The organism is Corynebacterium sp. UMB6689, from assembly GCF_030215295.1.
Classification (GTDB): Bacteria; Actinomycetota; Actinomycetes; order Mycobacteriales; family Mycobacteriaceae; genus Corynebacterium; species Corynebacterium aurimucosum.
On record NZ_JASOLS010000002.1, the window covers coordinates 1 to 21,142 of the forward strand.

Consider the following 21,142-nt stretch of genomic DNA (forward strand, 5'->3'; position numbering starts at 1 on the left):
TGGTCGACCGACGATGCGAGGTCGGAATCAATCAAGGTCGGCGTACCTGCCGTGTCGGCGCCGACCTTTGCCAGAGAGGCCTGCGCCTCAGCATTAACGCCCTGCGCACGATGCTGTTCAGTGGTCTTTACTCCTGCAGAATGAATCTCCCAATCGGGCGCATGCTTCTTAGCTAGGGCAGCCGCCATCTGAGACTTGCCGCGGTTGGTATTGCAAAGAAATAGTACGGAGGTCATGCCACCCTACTGTAATCGTGTTGCGGTGTGCCAGTAGGAGACCAGAGCGCTAGTTCTTCTTCACCGCGTAATACACCGGCAGGGACTTCCAGTTGAAGGTCACGTCCTGGACGTTCTCCGACCACCCGCCGACCACGTTCGGGTAGAACAGCGGGATCGAAGGAAGGTCACGCAGCAGAAGCTCTTGCGCCTGGTTGTAGAGCTTCGCGGCTTCCTCCTCATTTGCGGCGCCGTTGGCCTTCACGATCAGCTCATCGAATTCCGGGTTGGAGTACTTCGAGTCGTTGGAAGCTACACCCGTGGTGAAGTTTGGCCCGAGGAAGTTGCCCATGGAGGGATAGTCGGCGAACCACGCCGTGCGGTAGGCACCGTCCATACGCTCGCTGCGGTAGGCATCGCGGAAGGACTTGAAGTCCGGGTAGGGGTTCCCCACGGCTTGAATTCCCAGCGTGTTGCTGATGTTGTTGGCTACGGCATCGGCCCAATCTTTGTTGTCGCCGTCGGTGTTGTAGTTAATGGGGAACGAGCCTTCAAAAGCACCGTACTTCTTATCGGCCTCCGCCCAGAGCTTCTTCGCCTCCTCCGGGTTATAGTCCAGGTTCTCCGAACCGGGCAGGCTGTCGTTGTAGCCATTCAGGACCGGGGAGGTGAACTCGCGGGCCGGTGTGCGGGTGCCGTGGAAGATGGTCTCCGCGATTTCCTCGCGGTTGATAGCCATCGAGATTGCCTTGCGGCGCAGCGCGCCTTCTTCCCCACTAAAGTGCGGGGTCTCCATGTGGATGGACATCTCCAGGTAGGTGGCAGCAGGCTTGGTTTCTTGGCGGTCCCCCAAGTCCTGTTCATAGCTTCCGAAGGCAGAGGACGGGATGGCTTCGAGGACATCGAGGTTATTCGCCAACAGGTCCATGTAGGCCGCGCTGGAATCAGCGTAGAAGGTGAACTCGATGCCGTCGTTCTGCGCGGCACGGTCACCCTTGTACTCTGGGTTCGGCTCGATGATCAGGTTCTGGTTGTGATTCCATTCCTTGATCTTGTAGGGACCGTTCGACACTGGGGATTCGCCAAAGCCCTGCGGGTCCTCCAGTGCGGCTGCGGGGACTGGGAAGTAAGCGTTGTAGCCCAAGCGGCTCGGAAAGTCGCTCTCCGGCTGGGTGAGCTCGATAGTGAAGGTGCGCTCATCGATGACCTTAAGGCCCTCCATCTCCTTGACGCCTTCCCCGTAGCCCTTGATGGAGGAGAAAAAGCTCTCGTTGAGCTGTTCGTTGGCCACCGCGTAATTCCACGTATCGACGAAGGTATCCGCAGTTACGGCAGAACCGTCGGAAAATTTCAGGTCGGGCTTGAGCGTGACCTTGTAGGTCTTCTCCCCTTCCTTGTCGATGGACTCCGCCATCTCGTTGTGCACGTTACCCTCGGCGTCGTAGTACACCAACCCGGAATACAGCATGTCGACGATGCGTCCGCCGCCGTTCTCATTCGTCATTGCGGGGATCAGGCCCTGCTGCGGCTCGGTGCCCAGAACTCGGACATAGTTGGAACCACCGGCGCTATCGGAGCTATCGCTTCCGCAGGCGGTCAGGGTAAAAGCAAGAGAGGCGGCGCCGATGACGCCGAGGAGCTTGCGCATGAGAGTCCTCCTGAAAGAGTCGACCAATTATTGTGTTACATAACACTAGAACGAATTTAACATGAGGTGCTTCACATAATTGCTTGAACACAAAAAGAACCTCAGGAGAGGACTCATCTGAGCCATCCTGAGGGTTCAGCCCGCGATCGTCCGGAAAGGCCGCTCTAGGGCCCAGCACAAGCTGGGCCCTATTACGACGCCCTCCTTAGTACAACGCGCTGGCCAGCTTCGTGCGTGCGGCGAGCACGCGCGAATCACCGGAATCAAAGAGCCCAAAAAGCTCCAAGAGTCGGGTCTTAAGCTGTTCTTTCTCATCCCCGGCGGTACGCTTCATGGCCTCGATGAGGCGCTCGAAGGCGCGGTCGGGAGCACCGGCAACCACCTCCGCGTCGGCGGCATCGAACTGCTTGGACACGTCCTCCGGGGCAGCATCCGCCGCAGCGATAGGATCCTCGCTGCGGTTAGCCGGGTCCAGGCGCTTGAGTAATAGCGTGGTGTCGCGGGCCTGCTTAATCTCCACGTTGTCTGGCTCGGCAGCCAGGATCTCCTCGTAGGTAGCAATAGCGGAATCGAAATCGCCGCGGTTGAGTGCGTCCTCAGCCAGGCTCAGGCGCGGATCCGCTGCTTCTTCCTCGGGGGTCTCCCCCGCCACATCTTGGTCAGGCAAGCCCTTGAGCTGGGGGCCGAGCTTGTCGACGATCGCCGCAACCCACTGCTCCAAGTTCTCACGTGGCTGCCCGCCCTCGAAATTGGTGACCGGCTGGCCTGCAGCGATGGCGACAGTGGTCGGCAGATTCTGCACGCCGAAGACCTGCGCCACCTGGGGAACGACATCGGCATTGATGTAGCCCACGATGAACTTCAGGCCACCGGCGGCCGCCATCTCCTCGAAGTCCTTCTTGAGCTGCTCGGAGGCAGGCGAGCGCGGCGAGCCGATCAAGGCGATAACAGGTACCTCGGCAGAGCGGCGCACCAGGTCATTCTCAAAGTTCTGCTCGGTGACCTCGAAGAAGGGCTGCACACCTGCCGAGGCACCAGTAGTGCCCTGTTCCTGTGCTTTCGCCTTGGCCTCCGCCTGCTGCTTGATGGCGCCCAGGTCGAGGGCTCCTCCTACGTACGGTCCAGTCACTTGTTCTCCTCCAGGTAACGGTTAACGGAATCTACTTTTTGGGTTATCTGCCCGCTCACGCCTTCGCGGATATCGGCCTTAATCACCAAGCTCGTGCGCGGCGACACGGCGCGTACGGCATCGGTGGCCTCCTTGATGACCGCGAAGACCTCGTCCCACTCACCTTCAATGATGGTGAACATGGAGTTGGTCTCATTAGGCAGGCCGGAGGCCCGGACAACACGCACGGCTTCGGCCACGGCCTCGGACATTTCAGCGCTTTCATCACCCACAACAGTGGGGGCTACGGAAAAGGCAACAATCATGCCCGCTATCCTACCGCCGGTCCCAGCAGTGCCGGTGCCAGTGGCGGCGGTCCTCACCGCGCCCACCGGTATCCCGTGGCCACGCCACGATATGCGCCACCCCGGGAGGGATGTTCTGATTGCAACCCGGGCACACGTAGTACTTCTGAGCAGCCGCGCTGCCGACGTGCCGCATAACGAAAGGCTCTCCATTAGTCCACCGCGGCCCGGGTACAGTCTGCGATCCGAGGAAAGCACTTCCATCGCGGGGCAATGAACGCGGCTCTTCGCGGATTCTACGATTGCGGCGTGGCACTAGAACAACCGCAGCTCGTTGGATTCGATGCCGCGCAGCTCCTGGTAATCCAGGACGACGCAACGGATGCCGCGGTCCTCCGCCAAGGTCCGTGCTTGGGGCTTGATTTCCTGCGCGGCGAAGACGCCATGCACGGGTGCTAGCAGGTCATCGCGATTCAGCAACTCGAGGTAGCGCGAAAGCTGCTCGACTCCATCAATGCCCCCGCGGCGCTTGACCTCAACGGCGACAAACTCGTTCTTGGCATTCTTGGCCATGATGTCCACCGGCCCGATAGCCGTGGGGTACTCGCGACGCACTAGCGAGTACTTCTCTCCCAACGTTTCAATATGCTCGGCCAAGAGCTCCTGCAGGTGCGCTTCCACGCCATCCTTGACTAGGCCGGGATCTTCCCCCAGCTCCATAGTGATGTCCTGGTGGATCTCAGCAATGGTGATGCGTAGCTGCTCACCCTTCGGGTTCTCCACCAGCCACAGCTTTTCTCCTGTGTCTTCGCCATCGATATCCTCAATCGCCGACTCTTCAAAGGTGCATGGTGGTGTCATCCAGTTCAAAGGCTTGTAGGCGCGGTCATCCGCATGGATGGACACCGAACCATCGGCCTTGATAAGGATGAGCCGATCCGCCATCGGAAGGTGGGCGTCGAGGCGGCCGACGTAGTCTACGGAGCATTGGGCGATGACAAGACGCATGTCCTCTACCCTATCGTTGAGCGCTACTTCTTAGGTAAACGGGTAGCTCGCTGGCGCATCTGGTGATAGTCCAACTTTTCTTGGCGCTTCGAAGGGGCTGATTCGACCCACGCATTCAGGGCCATGATGCCCTGCGCATCCGAGGCAATCTCATAGTCCCTACCATCGATGCGAAGCTGGATGATTTGGTGATCCGAGGGCATAAAAGAAGCCTCGTCACCATCCATCGGGCGAGTCTTGCCCAATTCGATGTCGAGGCGATTGAAGCGCTTGTTGGCGCGCGGCATGACGGAGCGGAGCTTGAAGTAGTCCATATACTCGCCGTCATAGCGCACGAGACCATGACGCCAAGAATGAGAGTCCTTCGACGGTAGTTGGCGCAAAAGGATGCTCGTGCCGCGGGAGCGCACGGTGAAAAAGCGCACCGCCGCTAGGATGAGGAAAACCAGAACGACCAGTGCACACAGACCTAAAAGAATTGTTAGCCCCTGAAGCACCTGAGAATTCATGGAATGATGTCCTTCACAGCGAGTACGAAACGATGGATTGATTGTACCGCCGTTGACGGAAGCAACGCTAGTCCTTACCCAAGAACACGAAAGAACCCCACCCCCTCTTATCGAGGTTGTGGGGTTCCTAAGTGAGAGTGGGAAGGGCGGTCATTGCTGCCCGTCGTTTCCCTCTCCGCTCATCCGTTAGCTGTTGAGGCGGCGGGCGGCGCGCAACGCGGCGTCGCCACGAGACCTCGTCAGCTCGCGCTCAGACTTCAGGTCTTCCTGTGCCTGTGCTTCATCGACCTCAGAGGCCCAGATGGACCAATCAGCGAGGACGGTGATCTTGTTCTCGGACACGGAGAGGAAGCCACCCTGGACGGCAGCGACGAGACGATCGCCGTCCACCGGGTGGATGGTCACAACACCATTGTCGATCAACTGACCAACCATGGGCTCATGTCCAGGAAGCACGCCGATCTCACCCTCGGTGGTCTCAGCCGTCACCATGGTGGCCTTTCCGGTCCACAGCAGGCGCTCAACCGAAACCAATTCGGCGGTGATGTCAGCCATGTGCCTCTCCCTACTTCTTCTCGGTCAGCTTCTTGTACGCAGCCTCGACGTCGTCCAAGCCACCCAGGCCGTTGAAAGCCTGCTCCGGGTAGTGGTCGAATTCGCCGTTGCAGATGCGCTCGAAAGCGTCGATGGTATCGGCCAGCGGCACGTAGGAACCCGGCAGGCCGGTGAACTTCTCTGCGACGAAGAAGTTCTGGCCCAGGAAGCGCTCGATACGACGAGCACGCTGAACGGTGATCTTGTCTTCCTCAGACAGCTCGTCCATACCAAGGATGGCGATGATGTCCTGGAGCTCCTTGTTCTTCTGCAGAATACCGATGACACGCTGTGCCACCTCGTAGTGGCGCTCGCCCACGATGGACGGCTCCAGAATACGAGAGGTAGAGGTCAGCGGGTTCACTGCCGGGTAAATACCCTTCGAAGCAATACCACGGTCCAACTCGGTAGTGGCATCGAGGTGGGCGAAGGTGGTCGCCGGAGCCGGGTCGGTGTAGTCATCGGCCGGCACGTACACGGCCTGCAGGGAGGTAATGGACTTACCCTTGGTAGAGGTAATACGCTCCTGCAGCACACCCATCTCATCAGCCAGAGTCGGCTGGTAACCCACGGCGGAAGGCATGCGGCCCAGCAGGGTCGAGACCTCAGAACCGGCCTGGGTGAAACGGAAGATGTTGTCGATGAACAGCAGCACGTCCTGGTTCTGCACATCGCGGAAGTACTCCGCCATGGTCAGACCGGACAGAGCCACGCGCATACGGACTCCTGGCGGCTCGTCCATCTGGCCGAAGACAAGCGCGGTGTCCTGGAGAACGCCCATCTCTTCCATCTCGAGGAAGAGGTCGGTGCCCTCACGGGTGCGCTCGCCGACGCCGGCGAAGACGGAGGTACCGGAGAACTCGCGTGCGATACGAGTAATCATCTCCTGGATAAGAACGGTCTTACCCACACCTGCACCACCGAACAGGCCGATCTTGCCGCCCTTGACGTACGGGGTCAGCAGGTCGATGACCTTAATGCCGGTCTCCAGGATCTCGGTCTTACCTTCCAGCTGGTCGAATGCCGGCGGCTCGCGGTGGATACCCCACTGCTCGCCGTCGCGGCCCAGACCCGGCTGGTCAAGGCAGTCACCGAGGGCGTTGAAGACGTGGCCCTTGACCACATCGCCCACCGGGACGGAAATCGGCTTGCCGGTGTCGGTCACTGCGGCACCGCGGACAAGGCCGTCGGTCGGAGCCATGGACACGGCACGGACGAGGTTGTCACCGAGGTGCTGAGCGACCTCAAGGGTGACGGTCTTTGCAACAGCCTCGAGGGTCACCTCGACGGTCAGTGCGTTGTACAGTGCCGGCAGCCCGCCACGCGGAAACTCCACGTCGACGACCGGACCGATGACACGCACCACACGGCCGGCGGTAGCCGACGACTGTGTGTTCTGCTCTTGCAGAGCTGTAGTCATAATCTAGTCACTTTCTGCGCTTTCGGCGAGCGCCCCAGCGCCACCGACGATCTCTGTGATTTCTTGGGTAATCTGCGCCTGACGAGCCTGGTTGGCCACGCGCGAGAGGTCCTTGACCAGCTCGGTAGCGTTGTCGGTTGCAGACTTCATTGCGGTACGGCGTGCGGCGGACTCGGAGGCCGAGGACTCCAAGAACATCGCAAACAGGAGGCGAGAAACGTACTGCGGAAGCAACGCTTCCATCAGGGTGTCCGCATCCGGCTCGAAGTCGTAATCAGGAGTGATCTGATTATTCGGCTCGGCGTCGGAAAGCGCGGACTCACCCAGATTGTAGTCCTCTTCCTCGATAACCGGTACCACCGGCAGCAGCTGCTGCACACGCGCGGTCTGGGTCAGCATGGACTCGAACTCGGTGTACACAACGTGTACTTGGTCGAAACCGCGAACGGTCTCGCCCTCCACGTGAATACCCTCGCGGGTCTTGGCCTGGCCATTCGAACCGGCAACGAAGCCGTCGATAATGTGGCGGCGCACATCGTGCGTCTTTTCCCAGGTCGGATCCTGCGAGAATCCAGTCCAGCTGCCAGCGACCTCGGCCTCACGGAACTTGTAGAAGCCAACGCCCTTATTACCGGTGACGTAGCGGACGGTCTCGAAACCCTCGCTCTTCAGCAGGGCTTCCAGCTCGGCCGCCTTCTTGAAGATGTTGTTGTTGTAGCCACCGCACATACCGCGGTCAGAAGAGACCACGAGAATGGCGGCTACCTTGGCATCTTCGCGTTCCCGGAGCATCGGGTGATCCAGGGACGTGTGCGCCGCCAGCTTGTTGAGCACGCTGGACAGTTCACGTGCATAAGGCTGCGCCGCTTCTACCCTGGCCTGAGCCTTGGTAATGCGCGAGGTAGCAATGAGCTCCTGTGCCTTGGTGATCTTCTTGGTGGAATTGACGGACCGGATACGGTCACGCAGTTCACGAAGATTAGCCATGGTGTTCGCTCCTCCCTTCTTTTTCTAGACGGTTAATTCTTAGAGCGTGCGAAACTCTATTTGGCCGTCTTGCGGGAGACGTTGAGCTCGGTCTTGTTCACGTCATCCGCGGCGAGCGGGTCAACCGGCGCCTCGGTGCCGAGGTTGTGGCCCTCGGTGGTGCGGAAGGACGGAGTGAAGTCCTTAGCTGCTGCAACAAGTGCATCCTTGGACTCGTCGGTCAGAGCGGTGCCGCCCTGGATCTGCTCGAACACCTGCGGGGTTGCAGAGTTGAGGTGATCGTGCAGCTCCTTCTCGAAGCGGCGTACGTCCTCGACGGGAACGACGTCGAAGATGCCCTGGTCTGCGAGGAAGATGGATACCATCTGGTACTCGACAGGCTGCGGGGAGGACTCGGCCTGCTTGAGCAGCTCGACGAGGCGCTCACCGCGCTCCAGCTGAGCCTTGGAGGCCGGATCCAGGTCGGATGCGAAGGCCGCGAAGGCCTGCAGGTCACGGTAGGCAGCCAGCTCAAGACGCAGGTTACCGGCAACCTTCTTCATACCCTTGGTCTGTGCAGCACCACCAACACGGGAGACGGACACACCGACGTTAATTGCCGGACGGACGCCCTGGTTGAACAGGTCGGACTCCAGGAAGACCTGGCCGTCGGTAATAGAAATAACGTTGGTCGGAATGAAGGCGGAGACGTCGTTCGCCTTGGTCTCAATGATCGGCAGTGCGGTCATGGAACCTGCACCCATGTCGTCGGAGAGCTTTGCAGCACGCTCCAGCAGACGGGAGTGGAGGTAGAAGACGTCGCCCGGGTAAGCCTCGCGGCCCGGCGGACGGCGCAGCAGAAGGGAAATCGCACGGTAGGCCTCAGCCTGCTTGGTCAGATCATCGTAAATGATCAGGACGTGGTTGCCCTGGTACATCCAGTGCTGACCCAGAGCGGCACCGGAGAACGGTGCCAGCCACTTGAAGCCGGCGGCGTCGGATGCCGGAGCAGCCACGATGGTGGTGTACTCCAGAGCGCCGTGCTGCTCCAGGGTGTGGCGCACACCAGCGATGGTGGAGCCCTTCTGGCCGATGGCGACGTAGATGCAGCGAACCTGCTTGTTCTTGTCGCCAGATTCCCAGTTAGCCTTCTGGTTCAGGATGGTGTCGATACAGACAGCCGTCTTACCCGTCTTACGGTCACCAATGATCAACTGACGCTGACCGCGACCAATCGGGGTCATCGCGTCAATAGCCTTGATGCCGGTCTGCATCGGCTCTTCCACCGGCTGACGCTGCAGCACGGACGGTGCCTGCAGCTCGAGGACGCGGTCCTCTTCAGCGGTGATCGGGCCCATGCCGTCAATCGGCTGGCCCAGGGGGTTAATTACGCGGCCGAGGAATTCCTCGCCCACAGGGATGGAGAGAACCTCGCCGGTCCTCTTGACCTCGTCGCCTTCTTTCAGCGACTCGAAGTTGCCCAGGACCACGACACCGATGGAGTTGGTGTCAAGGTTCTGTGCGACGCCAATCACGCCGCCCGGGAACTCGAGCAGCTCATTCGCCATGACGGACGGCAGGCCCGAAACCTGCGCAATACCGTCAGCTGCCGAAATGACCACGCCGACCTCCTCACGGGAGGCCTCCGCGGAGTAGCTCGAGGTGTAGTTCGCAATCGCGCTACGGATCTCGTCGGAGGAGATCGTCAGCTCCGCCATGTTCTTCCTGCTCTCGGTAGTATCTTCCAGCAATTACTTAATCGTTTCTGTCGTTTCGGCTTATGCCATCTGCGCGCGAAGGCGGGCGATCTTGCCTGCCGTCGAGCCATCGATGACTTCATCGCCGACGCGGATGGTCATACCACCGAGGAGGCTGGTGTCAACCTCAGAGTGGATGGACATCGCACGACCATAAATTTTGCCCAGCTTTTCAGCGAGTGCTGCCCGCTGGCTATCGTTCAGCTCACCCGCAGTGGTCACGCGCGCGATGGTACGGCCCTGCAGCTTGGCTGCGGTGTCCGCCAAACCGGCGAGATCATCAATCGGGTTCTGCTCCGGGCGGCCAATGGCCTGCAGCGCGAGCGCCTCAGTAACCATCGTGACCTTGCCGTAGAGCACGCTTGCCAGCAGCCCGACCTTACGATCGGACGTAGCAGTACGGTCTGAAAGCAGCTGGGTCAGTTCGCCTTCTCGGTCAAGCACGCGCGACAGGGAGAAGAGCTCGTCTTCTACCTGGCCCAGCTTGCCCTCAAACTCAGCGCCACGCAGCAGTGCGCGGCGGCCGAGGATGATGAGGCCACGGGCGATATCACGCGGGCTCGACCACTGTGCGGCGGCGGCCTCCTGCAGCACCTGGAGTGCTACCGGGGTGACCTTCCCGCCGAAAAGGGTCTGGACCAGGGACTTGCGCTCCTCTGCGGTGGCGGCGTCGTCGGTCAGAGCGACGCGCAGTTCGCGGTCGCCGTCGAGGACGCGGACTACCTCGAAGAGGTCCTGGCCTGCCTGGGTAGCAGTCGCTACCGAGCGGTCGCTGGAGAGGAACTCATCCAGCTTGGACTCAGTGGTAGCGAGTGCTTCGCGGCTAGCTGCCTTCATCGTTGCCTACTTTCCGGCCGGTGCCACAGTGTCGAGCTCGGACAGGAAGTTATCAATCGTGGAGGACTGCTTGGTGGCGTCCGAAAGTTCGCCGCCGAGCAGCTTCTCTGCCAGGTTGATGGAGTTCTGCCCGATGTCGGAACGCAGCTCAGACACGACCTGTGCACGGGAAGCTTCAAGCTGCTTCTCGCCGGCGGTCAGGATGCGACGAGACTCTTCCTCTGCAGCTTCCTTAGCCTCTGCCTCGATCAGCTTGCCGCGCTCACGCGCCTGCTCACGAATCTCCGCAGCCTCTGCTCGAGCGTCAGCGAGCTGAGCATTGTACTTTTCCAGGGCGGCCTTTGCTTCGGCCTGCTGAGCCTCCGCACGCTTAAGGCCACCTTCGATCCGGTCTTCACGCTCCTGCAGCATCTTGTTGTATGCCGGAAGAACGAGCTTCCAGAACACAAGCAGGATGATGGCGAACGGAATGAGGGACCAGACCAAGTCGTACATCTTGGGCAGAAGGATGGAGTTACCGCTCTCCAGCGGCAGGTGCTCACTTCCCTCTGCTGCAAGGTAGTAAATGACGTTGTTCATGGGGCTCCGTTCTTAAAGTTCGATTTACTTTGTGTAAAGCGCTCTTTAGAACAGGAAGCCTGCAACGAGGCCAATCAGGGCGAGGGCCTCAACGAAGGCGATACCCAGGAACATGGTGGTACGCAGCTGACCAGCCATCTCCGGCTGGCGAGCCATGCCCTCGACGGTCTTGCCGACGAGGATACCGATGCCCAGACCCGGGCCGATGGTTGCGATGCCGTAGCCGATAGCACCGAGACCCTTGAGGGTGGACTCGTCAGCGGCCTGAGCAAGAATGATTTCGTTCATGATGAAAGTCGTTCCCTTTCAATGTTTTCCCACGGATTTGTCCGCGGGGGATGTGGTGGTTTTGGGGTATTTAGTTAACCGCGAGGTTCGCGTTGTTGTTAGTGCGAATCTGCATGCAGCGATAGTTCGATGTATACCGCCGTCAGCAGGGCAAAGATATATGCCTGCAGGAAAATGACGATAATTTCGTAAATCGTGAACAGAACCGCTGCGACCAGCGTCAGGCCACTCATGGCAGTCCAGCCGTTGAACTGGAAGAAGAAGAAGTTCGTTGCCGAGTACAACAGGACCAAAATGAGGTGGCCAGCCAGGAAGTTCGCCATCAGACGAAGAGCCAGCGTGACTGGACGCATGACAAACGTAGAGAAAGCCTCAATCGGCACAACAAGCACGTGCAGCAACGGCGGCAGGTTAGGAATAACCACCGAAGACTTGATGAACTTGCCGAAGCCAAAGCGCTTAGCACCGGCGTAGATCATGGCGATGTACGCGACGGCTGCCAGCACGATTGGCATACCAATACGAGCGTTCGGAGAGATGTTTAGAGCTGGAACAATAGTTGCTACGTTCCAGAACAAAACACCGAAGAAGATCGTGGCCAAGATCGGAAGGAATCGACGTCCTTCCTTACGGCCCAAGATGTCTTCTGCGATGTGAATTCGTACGAAGTCAATCGCATGCTCCGCTACGTTTTGCAATCCTTTAGGAACCAGCTTCGGGTTCCTAAAGGCGACAACAAAAAGGAGCACCAGAATGGCCGCCATGAACAGGCGAACCAGCATGATGCGATCCAAAGCGAACCAACCGTTGGCGAAATCGGCGAACAAGAGATCGACGACTTCACCATCATCGGTTACGTGCCCCGGGAAAAATTCTGGATCCAGTTCGGGTGCGTGAAACTCACCCTTCATGGCCAATGTCGTAACGCTCAGCGTTCTCTCCCGTGTTCGGGCCACACAGCTTGTCGAAGGCTATGTGGTGCGATGGACGTCTCAAGCTCTCTGCCCTGTCCACGGACTCCGTCGCACATCAGCGTAAACAGGGCAAGGATAAACCGTACTTTTTCGGGATAGCATGACGCTAACCCGCGGTAACCCGAAGAGAATGCTATCAGTTCGCCCTCAAGTTTTCGCACGTGGGGGCACCGTTGCGGACCTAAAGCCACAGCCCAGCACCAGAAAGCCTCATAAAAGGCCCGCATTCTGCCAAAACCCTGCTGAGTGTATTTGGTCACATACCCACGTTTTCCCACCTTGACGGGGGTAATGAGCAGGTTGAAAGACGTGTCTTACTACACAAAAAGCCACCCTCCCGGGGTCACCGGAAGCAGTGGCCTGTGATGAAGATCGAGGCACGCTAGGACACGTAGGTCACGTTGGAAGTAATCACACCCCAGACCTCGGTTCCCAGCGTCACCGCCAGCGCTAGCAACACAGTCACAAACAGCGCCATCGTGTCATAGAAGTCCAAGTCCTTAATCAGCAACAGCACCATGATGAGGATGACCACCTTGAGCAACCAGCCGCCGAGAACCACAGCCATCGTGGTCGAGGGAGTAGTCCGTGCGGTAAGGAGCACCGAAGCTGCGGTAAAGAGCACGAAGCCGCCTCCGATAGCAGCGCCGACGAGCACTCCCCAGATGCCGGGCAACCCACGAACGCCACCCCAGAGGGCCAGGGATGCGATGGTCACTACGACGAGGCCAATGGCTCCGAGGCGCAGGGCGCGCTTGAGGGGACGACGATGATCGTCATAGGGCGATAGCTCTTCGGAAGTCGTTGAATCAGTCACAGCCCCATACCCTACCTCAGGAGGGATCCGTTTCCAGCACCACGCTAGTCGAGCGCGGCCGGCGTCCAATCTTGCCCTGGCGCAGCGGAATCAAGGTCACGCCAAAGGCTACGAGGAGCGCAAAAACAGCGAGCACCACCGCGACAGGGGCTGGAACGATGGAGAAGGAAACCGCCCCGAAAGCCACCGCGGAGACCCACAAGTAGAGCACCAGAACGGTGCGGCGGTGCGTATGCCCCAGCGACAGCAGCCGGTGGTGGATATGCGCCTTATCGGCAGCGAAGGGCGAGCGCCCCTGCGAAACACGCCGAATGACCGCCCAGACAAGGTCTAGGACTGGAATAAAGACCGCAGCAACAACGACGATGACGGGTGACATCAGCGCCACGATGTCCACGGTGCCGTAGAGGGACATGTTGATCTTGCCGGATGCTGAGGTCGACGCCGCGGCGAGCAACAAACCAATCAGCATCGCTCCACTATCCCCCATGAAAATGCGGGAGGGCTCAAAATTATGCGGAAGGAATCCGGCACACACACCAACGAGTGCCGCCGCGATAATCGCCGGCGGATAGGCCGATACGGTACCGCCTTGGTCATGCAGAACAGTCAAGGAGAAGACCAGGATGGCCCCGCCGGCAATCATGCCCAGCCCAGCCGCCAAGCCGTCGAGGCCGTCGACGAAGTTGATGGCATTAATGAGCAGTACGGTAAAGAATGTGGTCAAGAGTGTTCCCTGGACCTGGTCCAGAATGACCGTGGTTCCATCACCAAAAGGCAGAAAGAGAAGCGTCCAGGTCAAGCCCAATCCGCTCATAATGGCTGCGGCAACGAGCTGCCCGATGAGTTTGACCAAAGCACTCAGTTCCAACAGGTCATCCACCACACCGACAACCACGATGGCGGCAGCGGACCAGAGTACAGCGTTCATCTCTGGCGTGACGGGCATAAACCCGCGAGTCAAGGCTGGAAGCTGGCCGGCGAGGTACACGGCGGCGGCAAACCCCGTAAACATCGCCACTCCGCCAAGCTGCGGGGTGGGCTGGGAGTGACTATCGCGCAGGCGTATCTCCGCCACCTGGCCACTGCGCACCAAAAAGGTGCGCACCAGTCCGGTGGTGAGGTAGGTAAACGCCGCGGCGACGAAGATCACCAACGCCAGCTCACGCAGCGGCACTCCGGTTCCAGCCACTGATGTCTCCTTAAGAGGATTGGGAGCCCGGGCGTGTGCGCAGGGACTCTGCAGACACTCCGATGACCTCGCCGATCTGCTCGGCGCTCAAAGCACCTTCGCGCAGCAGATACGGGTGTGAGCCGGACAGATCAATGATGGTGGAGGGCTTGCCCACCTCAGCTTCTCCCCCGTCGAGGTAGACCGTGACGGCCTTACCCAGCTGCTGCTTGGCAGCAATCGCAGTGGTCGGCGGAGTCTGTCCAGAGATATTCGCTGAGGACACCGCCATCGGGCCGACCTCGCGGAGGAGCTCGATTGCAATGGGGTGCAGGGGCATGCGCAGCATCACCGTGCCGCGGGTATCGCCCAGGTTCCACGGAAGCGAAGGCGCTTGCGGGACCACGATGGACAAACCACCCGGCCAGAAGGCCTCGATAAGCGTTTGTGCGGTGTCATCCAAAGTGGCGACAAGGCCTTTTACGGTGTCCCAGGATCCCACGAGCACCGGCACCGGCATGTCGGGGCCGCGGTGCTTGGTGGCCAGCAGGCTCGCAACGGCGTCATTATCGAAGGCGTCGCAGCCCAACCCGTAGAGCGTATCGGTGGGCATGACGACGAGCCGCCCTGACTTGGCAGCCTTGACGGCAAGGGCCATTCCTTCTTCGCGTTCTGCCGCGTCCGCACAGTTATAAATCTGTCCCTGCATTGGTCTCTCCTTTAATTCCGTTCCTATCGGCTTGTCGACCAATCTTCGACCAATCTACTGTACTCCCCGTTCGGCCGTGACAAAGCGGGCGGTGCCAGTCAGATCCTTAAGTACCTCGATGTGCGTGAACCCGCCATCCGCACGCAGGGCTTCTTGCACCTGTTCAGACGTGTCATCATCGTGTTCAATGCCCACCTTTCCGCCGGGGCGAAGCAGTGCGGCGATGGTCGGAATCATCTCTGTGATGGTCTCCATGCCGTCTGCTCCCCCAAACACCGCCTCGTGGGGGTCTTGGTAGACCTCCGGATCCAGGTCCGGGGTCTCGGGGACATAGGGCGGGTTGGTCAGCACGAGGTCGACGGTGCCGTGCAGCTCCGAAAGCACATATGGATCCGTCACGTCGCCCTGGATCAGCTGCACATCACGGTCATGACGTGCAACGTTGCGGCGGGTGTAGGCCAAGGCGGCGTCGGCAAGCTCCACTGCCCACACCTCGGCCTGCGGCACGTAGTGGGCGACGTACAACGCCAGTGCACCGGATCCGGCGCACAAATCCACGACGCGGGGAGGGTGCGCGTTAGTCTTCGTCTCCCACGAGTTAAGTTTCTTCGTCTCCCACGAGTTAAGTTTCTTCGTCTCCCACGAGTTAAGTTTCTTCAGAAACTTAACTCCCCAGTCGGCGAGCACCTCCGTCTCTGGGCGCGGGATGAACACACCGGGGCCGACCTCGAGTTCGAGGGGGCCAAACCACGCCGCTCCTAGGATGTGCTGGAGGGGCTCGCGCGCTTCACGACGCCCCACCAACGCCCCATATGCCACGTCAAAGCCGGGGATCGGAGCCTCGTTTAGCGGGATATCCATGTGGCCACAGTGAATGAGGTGGGCAGCCAACAGGCGCGCATCCCACTCGGGTGAGGGTACCCTGGCAGCGCGAAGGCGCTCCGTGGCATCACGAAGCGCCTCCTTATAGGTGTGAAAAGTCACCGTATCTAACCGTGCCTTAGCCTTCTAGCCTTCGGCCTCAAGGCGCTCCGCGCGCTCCTGGGCTTGCAGAGCTTCGATGAGATCCTGCATATCGCCGTCGAGCACGGAGTCAAGATTATTGGCCTTGTAACCAATGCGGTGATCGGTGATGCGGTTCTCCGGCCAGTTATAGGTGCGGATGCGCTCCGAGCGGTCCATGGTGCGCACCTGGGAGGCGCGCTGCTCGCCGGCCTCGGCCTCGCGGGCCTCGCGCTCCATCTGGTCCAGGCGAGCCTGCAGCACCTGCAGGGCACGCGCCTTGTTCTGAATCTGCGAGCGCTCCTTCTGACAGGTCACCACCAGGCCAGTGGGCAGGTGGGTAATACGCACAGCGGAGTCAGTGGTGTTCACGCCCTGACCACCCTTACCGGAGGAACGGTAAACGTCGACACGGATGTCCTTGTCATCGATATTGACGGAGTCGATCTCCTCCGGCTCCGGGTAGACCAGCACACCAGCAGCAGAGGTCTGGATGCGGCCCTGGGACTCGGTCACCGGCACGCGCTGTACACGGTGGACGCCGCCTTCAAACTTGAACACGCTCCACGCGCCATCGCGCGAGGGGGTCTTGGACTTGAAGGAGATGGACATATCCTTCACTCCGCCAAGGTCAGACTCGTTGAGGCCCAGGACCTCCCACTGGAAGCCTGCCTTGTCGGCGAAGCGCTCGTACATGCGGGCCAAGTCACCGGCGAAGAGCGCTGCCTCTTCGCCACCAGCACCGGCCTTGATCTCCATGATGATGTCCTCGGAGTCATGCTCATCGCGCGGGGCTAGGAGGTCCGCGAGTTGCTCCTCCAGCTGCACGACGAGCGGCTCGAGGCGGTCAACCTCAGACTGGAACTCGTGATCCTCGTAGGCCATCTCCTTGGCGTCGGCCAAATCCTGGCGGGCCTGCACCAGCTCTTCGTTGACGGCGACGATGGGGCGCAGCTCAGCGTAGCGCTTGGACAGCTTGCGGAATTGCGACTGATCCCCGGCTACGTCTGGGTCAGCCATCTGCATTTCGATGCCTTGGTACTCGGAGATGATGTCATCAACGAGGGAAACCTGGTTAGACATTACTTGTAGTCCTCCTCGTCCGTGTCTGCCGCCATGGGCGCGGACGAAGCGACCTGCATGAGGAACTCGCCGTTGGAGCGGGTCTTCTTGAGCTGCTTGATGAGCAAGTCAATGGCGGCGAAGGAGTCCAAGCCGGAGAGGATGCGGCGCAGTTTGGTCATGATGCGTGCCTCCTCCGGAACGAGCAGGAGCTCGTCCTTGCGGGTACCGGAGGGGTTGACGTCCACGGCCGGGAAGATGCGGCGCTCGGAGATAGCGCGGTCGAGCTTGAGCTCGGCGTTGCCGGTGCCCTTGAACTCCTCGAAGATGACAGTGTCACCGGTGGAGCCCGTCTCCACCATCGCGGTGGCGATGATGGTCAGCGAGCCGCCATTTTCGATGTTGCGGGCAGCGCCCAAGAAGCGCTTCGGCGGGTACAGGGCGTTGGAGTCCACACCACCGGACAGGATGCGGCCCGACGCCGGGGAGGAGTTGTTGTACGCACGGCCTAGGCGGGTGATGGAGTCGAGCAGAACGACGACGTCCTTGCCCTGCTCCACCAAGCGCTTGGCGCGCTCGATAGCCAGCTCCGCCACCGAGGTGTGCTCTGACGGAGGGCGGTCGAAGGTGGAGGCAATGACCTCACCGTTGACGCTGCGCTGCATGTCCGTGACCTCTTCGGGGCGCTCATCCACGAGGACCACCATGAGGTAGCACTCCGGGTTATTCGTGGCAATGGCGTTGGCGATGTTCTGCAGGATCGTCGTCTTACCGGCCTTCGGCGGGGAGACGATGAGCGCGCGCTGGCCCTTACCAATCGGCATGATGAGGTCGATGACGCGAGTGGTGAGGATCTTCGGGTCCGTCTCCAGGCGCAGACGCTGGTTCGGGTACAGCGGGGTGAGCTTGGCGAAGTCCGGGCGCTCCTTCGCGGTGGACGGATCCAAGCCGTTGACCGTGTCAACCTCCACCAGCTGGTTGTACTTGCGGCGGTTGCGGCCGTTGCCGTGGGTGTGGGTCGGGCCGGAAACTTTGACCTTGCCGGTCAGGGCGTCGCCTGAGCGCAGGCCAAGGCGGCGCACGAGGTTGTTGTTGACAAAGACATCGGAGCTCGCCGCGCGGTAGCCGGTGGTGCGCAGGAAGGCCACGTTGTTGTCCACGACCTCGAGGATGCCGCCGACTACCTGCACTTCATCGCCCTCGCGGATCTGCAGGTCATTGCCACCGTTACCGCCGCCATCGCGGTCACGCCCGCGGCGGTTGCGACGGTTACGGCGGTTACGGCGGCCTCCGCCGCCGTTGTTGTCATCATCGTTGCGGTGGTTATCGCGGCGGTTGTTGTTCTGGCCACCGCCGTTATTGCCGCCGTTATGACCGTTGCCACCGTTGCCGTGGTCACCGTTGTCGGAGTTCTTTCCGCCACGGGACTGGCTGTCCTCGGACTTGCCGTTGTTGTCCTCTGCGCCATTGTCATTCCCGTTGCCCTTGGACTCTCCGCGGGCCTCGCGCTCCTGACGGCGCGCACGGTTGCGGCGAGCACGGCGGGCCTGGGAGCGGGACTCGTAGCGCTGCTCGTCGTGGCCGTCCTTGTGCTCGGACTCCTGAGCACTGTCCTCACCCTTCTGGGAGTTCTCGGATTCCTGCTGTGGCTGGTCCTGTTTCTTCTTGTCCTGCTCCGGCTGCTCGGAGGCTTGGTCAGCAGCACCGGCGGGGCGCGAGGCCTTGCGGGCAGCGCGACGCGGCTGTGCGTCCTTAGCCTCGCCCTCGGCAGCAGCCTTTGCGCCGCGTGCCGGAACCTGGCCGGTGGTCAATGCAGTGATGAGGTCCCCCTTGCGCAGTCCAGAAACGCCGCGAAGTCCGCGCTCCGCAGCCAGCTTGCGCAATTCCGGCAGCTTCAGGGATGCGAGATCCTGTGCTGCGGTCTTGTCCGTATCGCTCACGGATATCCTTTCGTCGCTTCACCAACGCGCGCTGTCTTATCTGCCGCACCTGCACTGTGTGTGGTGCTGTTCCAAGCGGGCGTTGGAAGCCAGTGTGTAATTGAGATGGTCCACCGCCACCAGCGAGTTCACGCGACCGCGATCCCCGTGGGCGGTGGTTTTCTTTGGCTCTCCCCCCTCTCCGGCCCTGCGGTACGGAACATGAAGAACTCCTTGCAGAACTCCTGAAAAGTTCTCAAGGAAGCGGCCGCGGGTCAATCGCGGGGAGATATTTTAAGAAGGCGACTGCGAGCGTGTCTCTCCCCTCTCACCGTCGCGCACACCGTTGGACTGCCATGAGTTTTCACCACAGGTGTGTGCGCCGTAGAGGGAGCTCGGAGGTGCGGGGAAGGCCTTCCCCGCCAGTCGCCGACAACTATACCGCATCCTTCCACCGCGCTCACACTGACACGGCTAAAGTAGTGCGCATGCTCTCCACAATGCAGGATATCCCGCTGTCCCTCACTCGCATCCTGGAGTACGGTTCCACTGTCCACGGCCAAACCCAGGTGGTTACGTGGCACAGCGCCAATCCCGGCAATGAACGCGAAGAAACCACCTTCGCCGATATCGGCGCGCGCGCCGCTGCCTTCGCCCACGCCCTGCATGACACGCTCGGCATCACTGGCGATGAACGTGTGGGCTCCCTAATGTGGAACTGCGCCGAACACCTCGAAGTGCTTTTTGGCACCGCTTGCAAGGGGGCAGTATTTACCCCGCTCAACAAGCAGCTCATGAATGATCAGATCCGGCACATCATCAACCACGCTGAGGTCCGCGTCATCGTCGCGGATTGTCGCCTCGCCGAGCAACTGGCCCAGGTTCTAGAAGGCGTGGACTGCGTGCGTGCGGTGGTATTCACGGGTGTCGACAAGCCCAGCACCGCTCTGCCGGGCAACGTCGAGATTTATTGCTATGAGCAACTGCTGGATGGGCGCTCCACCGTGTATGACTGGCCGGTTCTGGATGAGCACACCGCCGCCGCACTGTGCTACTCCACCGGCACCACCGGTGCACCCAAGGGCGTGCTCTACTCCCACCGCGCCCTGTACTTGGAAGGTATGCAGCTGCGCTCCTCCGATTCCTTGTGCGTGACCCACGGGGAGACATTTCTGTGCTGCATCCCCATCTATCACGTGCTGAGCTGGGGAGTTCCCTTCGCGGCGTGGATGACGGGCACGCCGCTGGTGCTTCCCGACGCCGACGTCTCCCCCGCCACCCTGGCCAAAATCATCGCCGCAACCTCCCCGCGCGTGGCGCACGGTGTGCCCACCATTTGGATTCAACTCTTCGTTCACTACCTCAAGAACCCACCGGAGCGCATGACCCTGACGGAGATCTTCGCTGGCGGCTCTCCTGTGCCGCCGCAGCTCATCAAGAGCTGGGAAGAGCGCTACGGCGTGGACGTGGTCCACGTGTGGGGCATGGCGGAAACCACCACGGTGGGCACCGTGGCTCGCCCGCCTTCAGGCGCCTCGGGTGAGGCCCGCTGGGCCTACCGTATTTCCCAAGGGCGCTTCCCAGCCGCCCTGGAATACCGCGTGGTTAACGACGGCCACGTAGTCAACACGACGGACCGCAACGCCGGTGAGATTCAGGTCCGCGGCAACCTGGTTACTGGCGCCTACTACCACTCGCCCGCCTCGGAGGATGGCGGCGCTGCTCACGAGTTCCGCGGGAAAGACGTCGAGGACGCGGCTTCCAAGTTCACGGCGGACGGCTGGCTACGCACCGGCGACGTCGGCTTCGTCACCGAGGATGGCTTCCTTACCGTGGAAGACCGAGCACGCGATGTCATTCGCTCCGGTGGTGAGTGGATTTATTCCGTGCAGTTGGAGAACCTCATCATGGCCAACCCGGTGGTACTCGAATGCGCCGTCATTGGCTACCCCGACAAACAGTGGGTCGAGCGCCCGCTGGCTGTCACCGTGCTCGCCGCAGATATCAGCCCCACGATTGAGACCGCCGAGCGCCTGCGCAATGGAATGCGCTCTGAGCTGCCCTCCTGGATGCTGCCGGAGTACTGGACCTTCGTGAAATCCATCGATAAAACCTCGGTGGGCAAGTTCGATAAGAAGGACCTGCGCGCCCACCTTGCGGAGGGCGAATACAACATCATCCGTCTCAAGGGCCCGGGTGAGGCGCAGCGCCTCGATGCCGAAGAAGGCGACGGGGAAGCTTAGTCCCCTCCTAT

At 60.6% G+C, this 21,142-nt stretch carries 22 protein-coding genes; 1 reads left to right on the forward strand and 21 read right to left on the reverse strand.

The genetic code is table 11. The features are described 5' to 3' along the window. From QP363_RS01000 to rho, 21 genes are all read right to left on the reverse strand, one after another. A partial coding sequence (locus QP363_RS01000) for a low molecular weight phosphatase family protein (protein WP_369180679.1) occupies positions 1–236 on the reverse strand: 236 nt, incomplete at its 3' end. A gap of 49 nt (positions 237–285) precedes the next feature. After that, positions 286–1,863 (reverse strand): ABC transporter substrate-binding protein, encoded by a 1,578-nt coding sequence (locus tag QP363_RS01005; RefSeq protein WP_070710985.1) that lies wholly within the window; start codon positions 1,861–1,863, stop codon positions 286–288. A gap of 205 nt (positions 1,864–2,068) precedes the next feature. Further along, entirely contained in the window at positions 2,069–2,992 is a 924-nt protein-coding gene (locus tag QP363_RS01010) for a tetratricopeptide repeat protein (RefSeq protein ID WP_284761979.1), read from the reverse strand. After that, positions 2,989–3,297 (reverse strand): MTH1187 family thiamine-binding protein, encoded by a 309-nt coding sequence (locus QP363_RS01015; protein ID WP_070443826.1) that lies wholly within the window; start codon positions 3,295–3,297, stop codon positions 2,989–2,991. The genes QP363_RS01010 and QP363_RS01015 overlap by 4 nt, the downstream gene beginning before the upstream one ends. A gap of 10 nt (positions 3,298–3,307) precedes the next feature. Next, entirely contained in the window at positions 3,308–3,592 is a 285-nt protein-coding gene (locus QP363_RS01020; RefSeq protein WP_083276401.1) for a hypothetical protein, read from the reverse strand. Beyond that, positions 3,592–4,284 carry an endonuclease NucS gene (nucS, locus tag QP363_RS01025; protein ID WP_070443823.1) on the reverse strand — a complete coding sequence of 231 codons (693 nt, stop codon included), beginning with the start codon at positions 4,282–4,284 and terminating at the stop codon, positions 3,592–3,594. Before nucS ends, QP363_RS01020 begins: the two co-directional genes overlap by 1 nt. Before the next feature lie 23 nt (positions 4,285–4,307). Beyond that, on the reverse strand, positions 4,308–4,793 hold the full coding sequence (locus QP363_RS01030) for a DUF2550 domain-containing protein (RefSeq protein WP_070645973.1): 486 nt from the start codon (positions 4,791–4,793) through the stop codon (positions 4,308–4,310). Positions 4,794–4,979: 186 nt separating this feature from the next. Beyond that, complete coding sequence (locus QP363_RS01035) at positions 4,980–5,348, reverse strand: F0F1 ATP synthase subunit epsilon (RefSeq protein ID WP_070443818.1); 369 nt, start codon at positions 5,346–5,348, stop codon at positions 4,980–4,982. A gap of 10 nt (positions 5,349–5,358) precedes the next feature. Then, positions 5,359–6,807, reverse strand: coding sequence for a F0F1 ATP synthase subunit beta (gene atpD / locus QP363_RS01040; RefSeq protein WP_010187062.1), 1,449 nt, complete (start codon positions 6,805–6,807; stop codon positions 5,359–5,361). A gap of 3 nt (positions 6,808–6,810) precedes the next feature. After that, positions 6,811–7,794, reverse strand: a complete 984-nt coding sequence (locus QP363_RS01045) for a F0F1 ATP synthase subunit gamma (RefSeq protein WP_070443815.1) — start codon at positions 7,792–7,794, stop codon at positions 6,811–6,813. A 56-nt stretch (positions 7,795–7,850) separates the two neighbouring features. Continuing rightward, positions 7,851–9,491 carry a F0F1 ATP synthase subunit alpha gene (gene atpA / locus QP363_RS01050; RefSeq protein WP_070443812.1) on the reverse strand — a complete coding sequence of 547 codons (1,641 nt, stop codon included), beginning with the start codon at positions 9,489–9,491 and terminating at the stop codon, positions 7,851–7,853. A 60-nt stretch (positions 9,492–9,551) separates the two neighbouring features. Next, entirely contained in the window at positions 9,552–10,367 is an 816-nt protein-coding gene (locus QP363_RS01055; RefSeq protein WP_070443809.1) for a F0F1 ATP synthase subunit delta, read from the reverse strand. Between the two features lie 6 nt (positions 10,368–10,373). Then, on the reverse strand, positions 10,374–10,946 hold the full coding sequence (locus tag QP363_RS01060) for a F0F1 ATP synthase subunit B (RefSeq protein WP_070645975.1): 573 nt from the start codon (positions 10,944–10,946) through the stop codon (positions 10,374–10,376). Positions 10,947–10,991: 45 nt separating this feature from the next. Beyond that, positions 10,992–11,234, reverse strand: a complete 243-nt coding sequence (locus QP363_RS01065) for an ATP synthase F0 subunit C (protein WP_010187073.1) — start codon at positions 11,232–11,234, stop codon at positions 10,992–10,994. A 98-nt stretch (positions 11,235–11,332) separates the two neighbouring features. Then, positions 11,333–12,145 (reverse strand): F0F1 ATP synthase subunit A, encoded by an 813-nt coding sequence (gene atpB, locus QP363_RS01070; protein WP_070645977.1) that lies wholly within the window; start codon positions 12,143–12,145, stop codon positions 11,333–11,335. Positions 12,146–12,590: 445 nt separating this feature from the next. Beyond that, a complete protein-coding gene (locus QP363_RS01075; protein WP_070710982.1) occupies positions 12,591–13,025 on the reverse strand; it encodes a hypothetical protein in 435 nt (144 codons plus the stop codon). 16 nt (positions 13,026–13,041) lie between these two features. Continuing rightward, positions 13,042–14,217, reverse strand: a complete 1,176-nt coding sequence (locus QP363_RS01080; protein WP_070443800.1) for an MraY family glycosyltransferase — start codon at positions 14,215–14,217, stop codon at positions 13,042–13,044. A gap of 10 nt (positions 14,218–14,227) precedes the next feature. After that, positions 14,228–14,905, reverse strand: a complete 678-nt coding sequence (locus QP363_RS01085; RefSeq protein WP_070443797.1) for an L-threonylcarbamoyladenylate synthase — start codon at positions 14,903–14,905, stop codon at positions 14,228–14,230. Positions 14,906–14,959: 54 nt separating this feature from the next. Next, positions 14,960–15,889, reverse strand: a complete 930-nt coding sequence (prmC, locus tag QP363_RS01090) for a peptide chain release factor N(5)-glutamine methyltransferase (protein ID WP_284761980.1) — start codon at positions 15,887–15,889, stop codon at positions 14,960–14,962. Positions 15,890–15,913: 24 nt separating this feature from the next. Beyond that, positions 15,914–16,990 (reverse strand): peptide chain release factor 1, encoded by a 1,077-nt coding sequence (gene prfA, locus QP363_RS01095; protein ID WP_070443792.1) that lies wholly within the window; start codon positions 16,988–16,990, stop codon positions 15,914–15,916. After that, the gene (gene rho / locus QP363_RS01100; RefSeq protein ID WP_284761981.1) at positions 16,990–18,909 is read right to left on the reverse strand and encodes a transcription termination factor Rho; all 1,920 of its coding nucleotides are present in this window, start codon (positions 18,907–18,909) and stop codon (positions 16,990–16,992) included. Before rho ends, prfA begins: the two co-directional genes overlap by 1 nt. Before the next feature lie 467 nt (positions 18,910–19,376). Here rho and QP363_RS01105 point away from each other — a divergent pair, with 467 nt between their 5' ends. Further along, entirely contained in the window at positions 19,377–21,131 is a 1,755-nt protein-coding gene (locus QP363_RS01105; RefSeq protein ID WP_284761982.1) for a long-chain fatty-acid--CoA ligase, read from the forward strand. Positions 21,132–21,142: the final 11 nt, after the last annotated feature.

Bases quoted from the DNA above. Each gene is read 5' to 3' on its own strand.
- QP363_RS01055 (WP_070443809.1), bottom strand. From the start codon at position 10,367: ATGAAGGCAGCTAGCCGCGAAGCACTCGCTACCACTGAGTCCAAGCTG.
- QP363_RS01060 (WP_070645975.1), bottom strand. From the start codon at position 10,946: ATGAACAACGTCATTTACTACCTTGCAGCAGAGGGAAGTGAGCACCTG.
- QP363_RS01005 (WP_070710985.1), bottom strand. From the start codon at position 1,863: ATGCGCAAGCTCCTCGGCGTCATCGGCGCCGCCTCTCTTGCTTTTACC.
- nucS (WP_070443823.1), bottom strand. From the start codon at position 4,284: ATGCGTCTTGTCATCGCCCAATGCTCCGTAGACTACGTCGGCCGCCTC.
- QP363_RS01015 (WP_070443826.1), bottom strand. From the start codon at position 3,297: ATGATTGTTGCCTTTTCCGTAGCCCCCACTGTTGTGGGTGATGAAAGC.
- prfA (WP_070443792.1), bottom strand. From the start codon at position 16,990: ATGTCTAACCAGGTTTCCCTCGTTGATGACATCATCTCCGAGTACCAA.
- QP363_RS01085 (WP_070443797.1), bottom strand. From the start codon at position 14,905: ATGCAGGGACAGATTTATAACTGTGCGGACGCGGCAGAACGCGAAGAA.
- atpD (WP_010187062.1), bottom strand. From the start codon at position 6,807: ATGACTACAGCTCTGCAAGAGCAGAACACACAGTCGTCGGCTACCGCC.
- QP363_RS01045 (WP_070443815.1), bottom strand. From the start codon at position 7,794: ATGGCTAATCTTCGTGAACTGCGTGACCGTATCCGGTCCGTCAATTCC.
- QP363_RS01035 (WP_070443818.1), bottom strand. From the start codon at position 5,348: ATGGCTGACATCACCGCCGAATTGGTTTCGGTTGAGCGCCTGCTGTGG.
- atpB (WP_070645977.1), bottom strand. From the start codon at position 12,145: ATGAAGGGTGAGTTTCACGCACCCGAACTGGATCCAGAATTTTTCCCG.
- QP363_RS01030 (WP_070645973.1), bottom strand. From the start codon at position 4,793: ATGAATTCTCAGGTGCTTCAGGGGCTAACAATTCTTTTAGGTCTGTGT.
- QP363_RS01105 (WP_284761982.1), top strand. From the start codon at position 19,377: ATGCTCTCCACAATGCAGGATATCCCGCTGTCCCTCACTCGCATCCTG.
- atpA (WP_070443812.1), bottom strand. From the start codon at position 9,491: ATGGCGGAGCTGACGATCTCCTCCGACGAGATCCGTAGCGCGATTGCG.
- QP363_RS01065 (WP_010187073.1), bottom strand. From the start codon at position 11,234: ATGAACGAAATCATTCTTGCTCAGGCCGCTGACGAGTCCACCCTCAAG.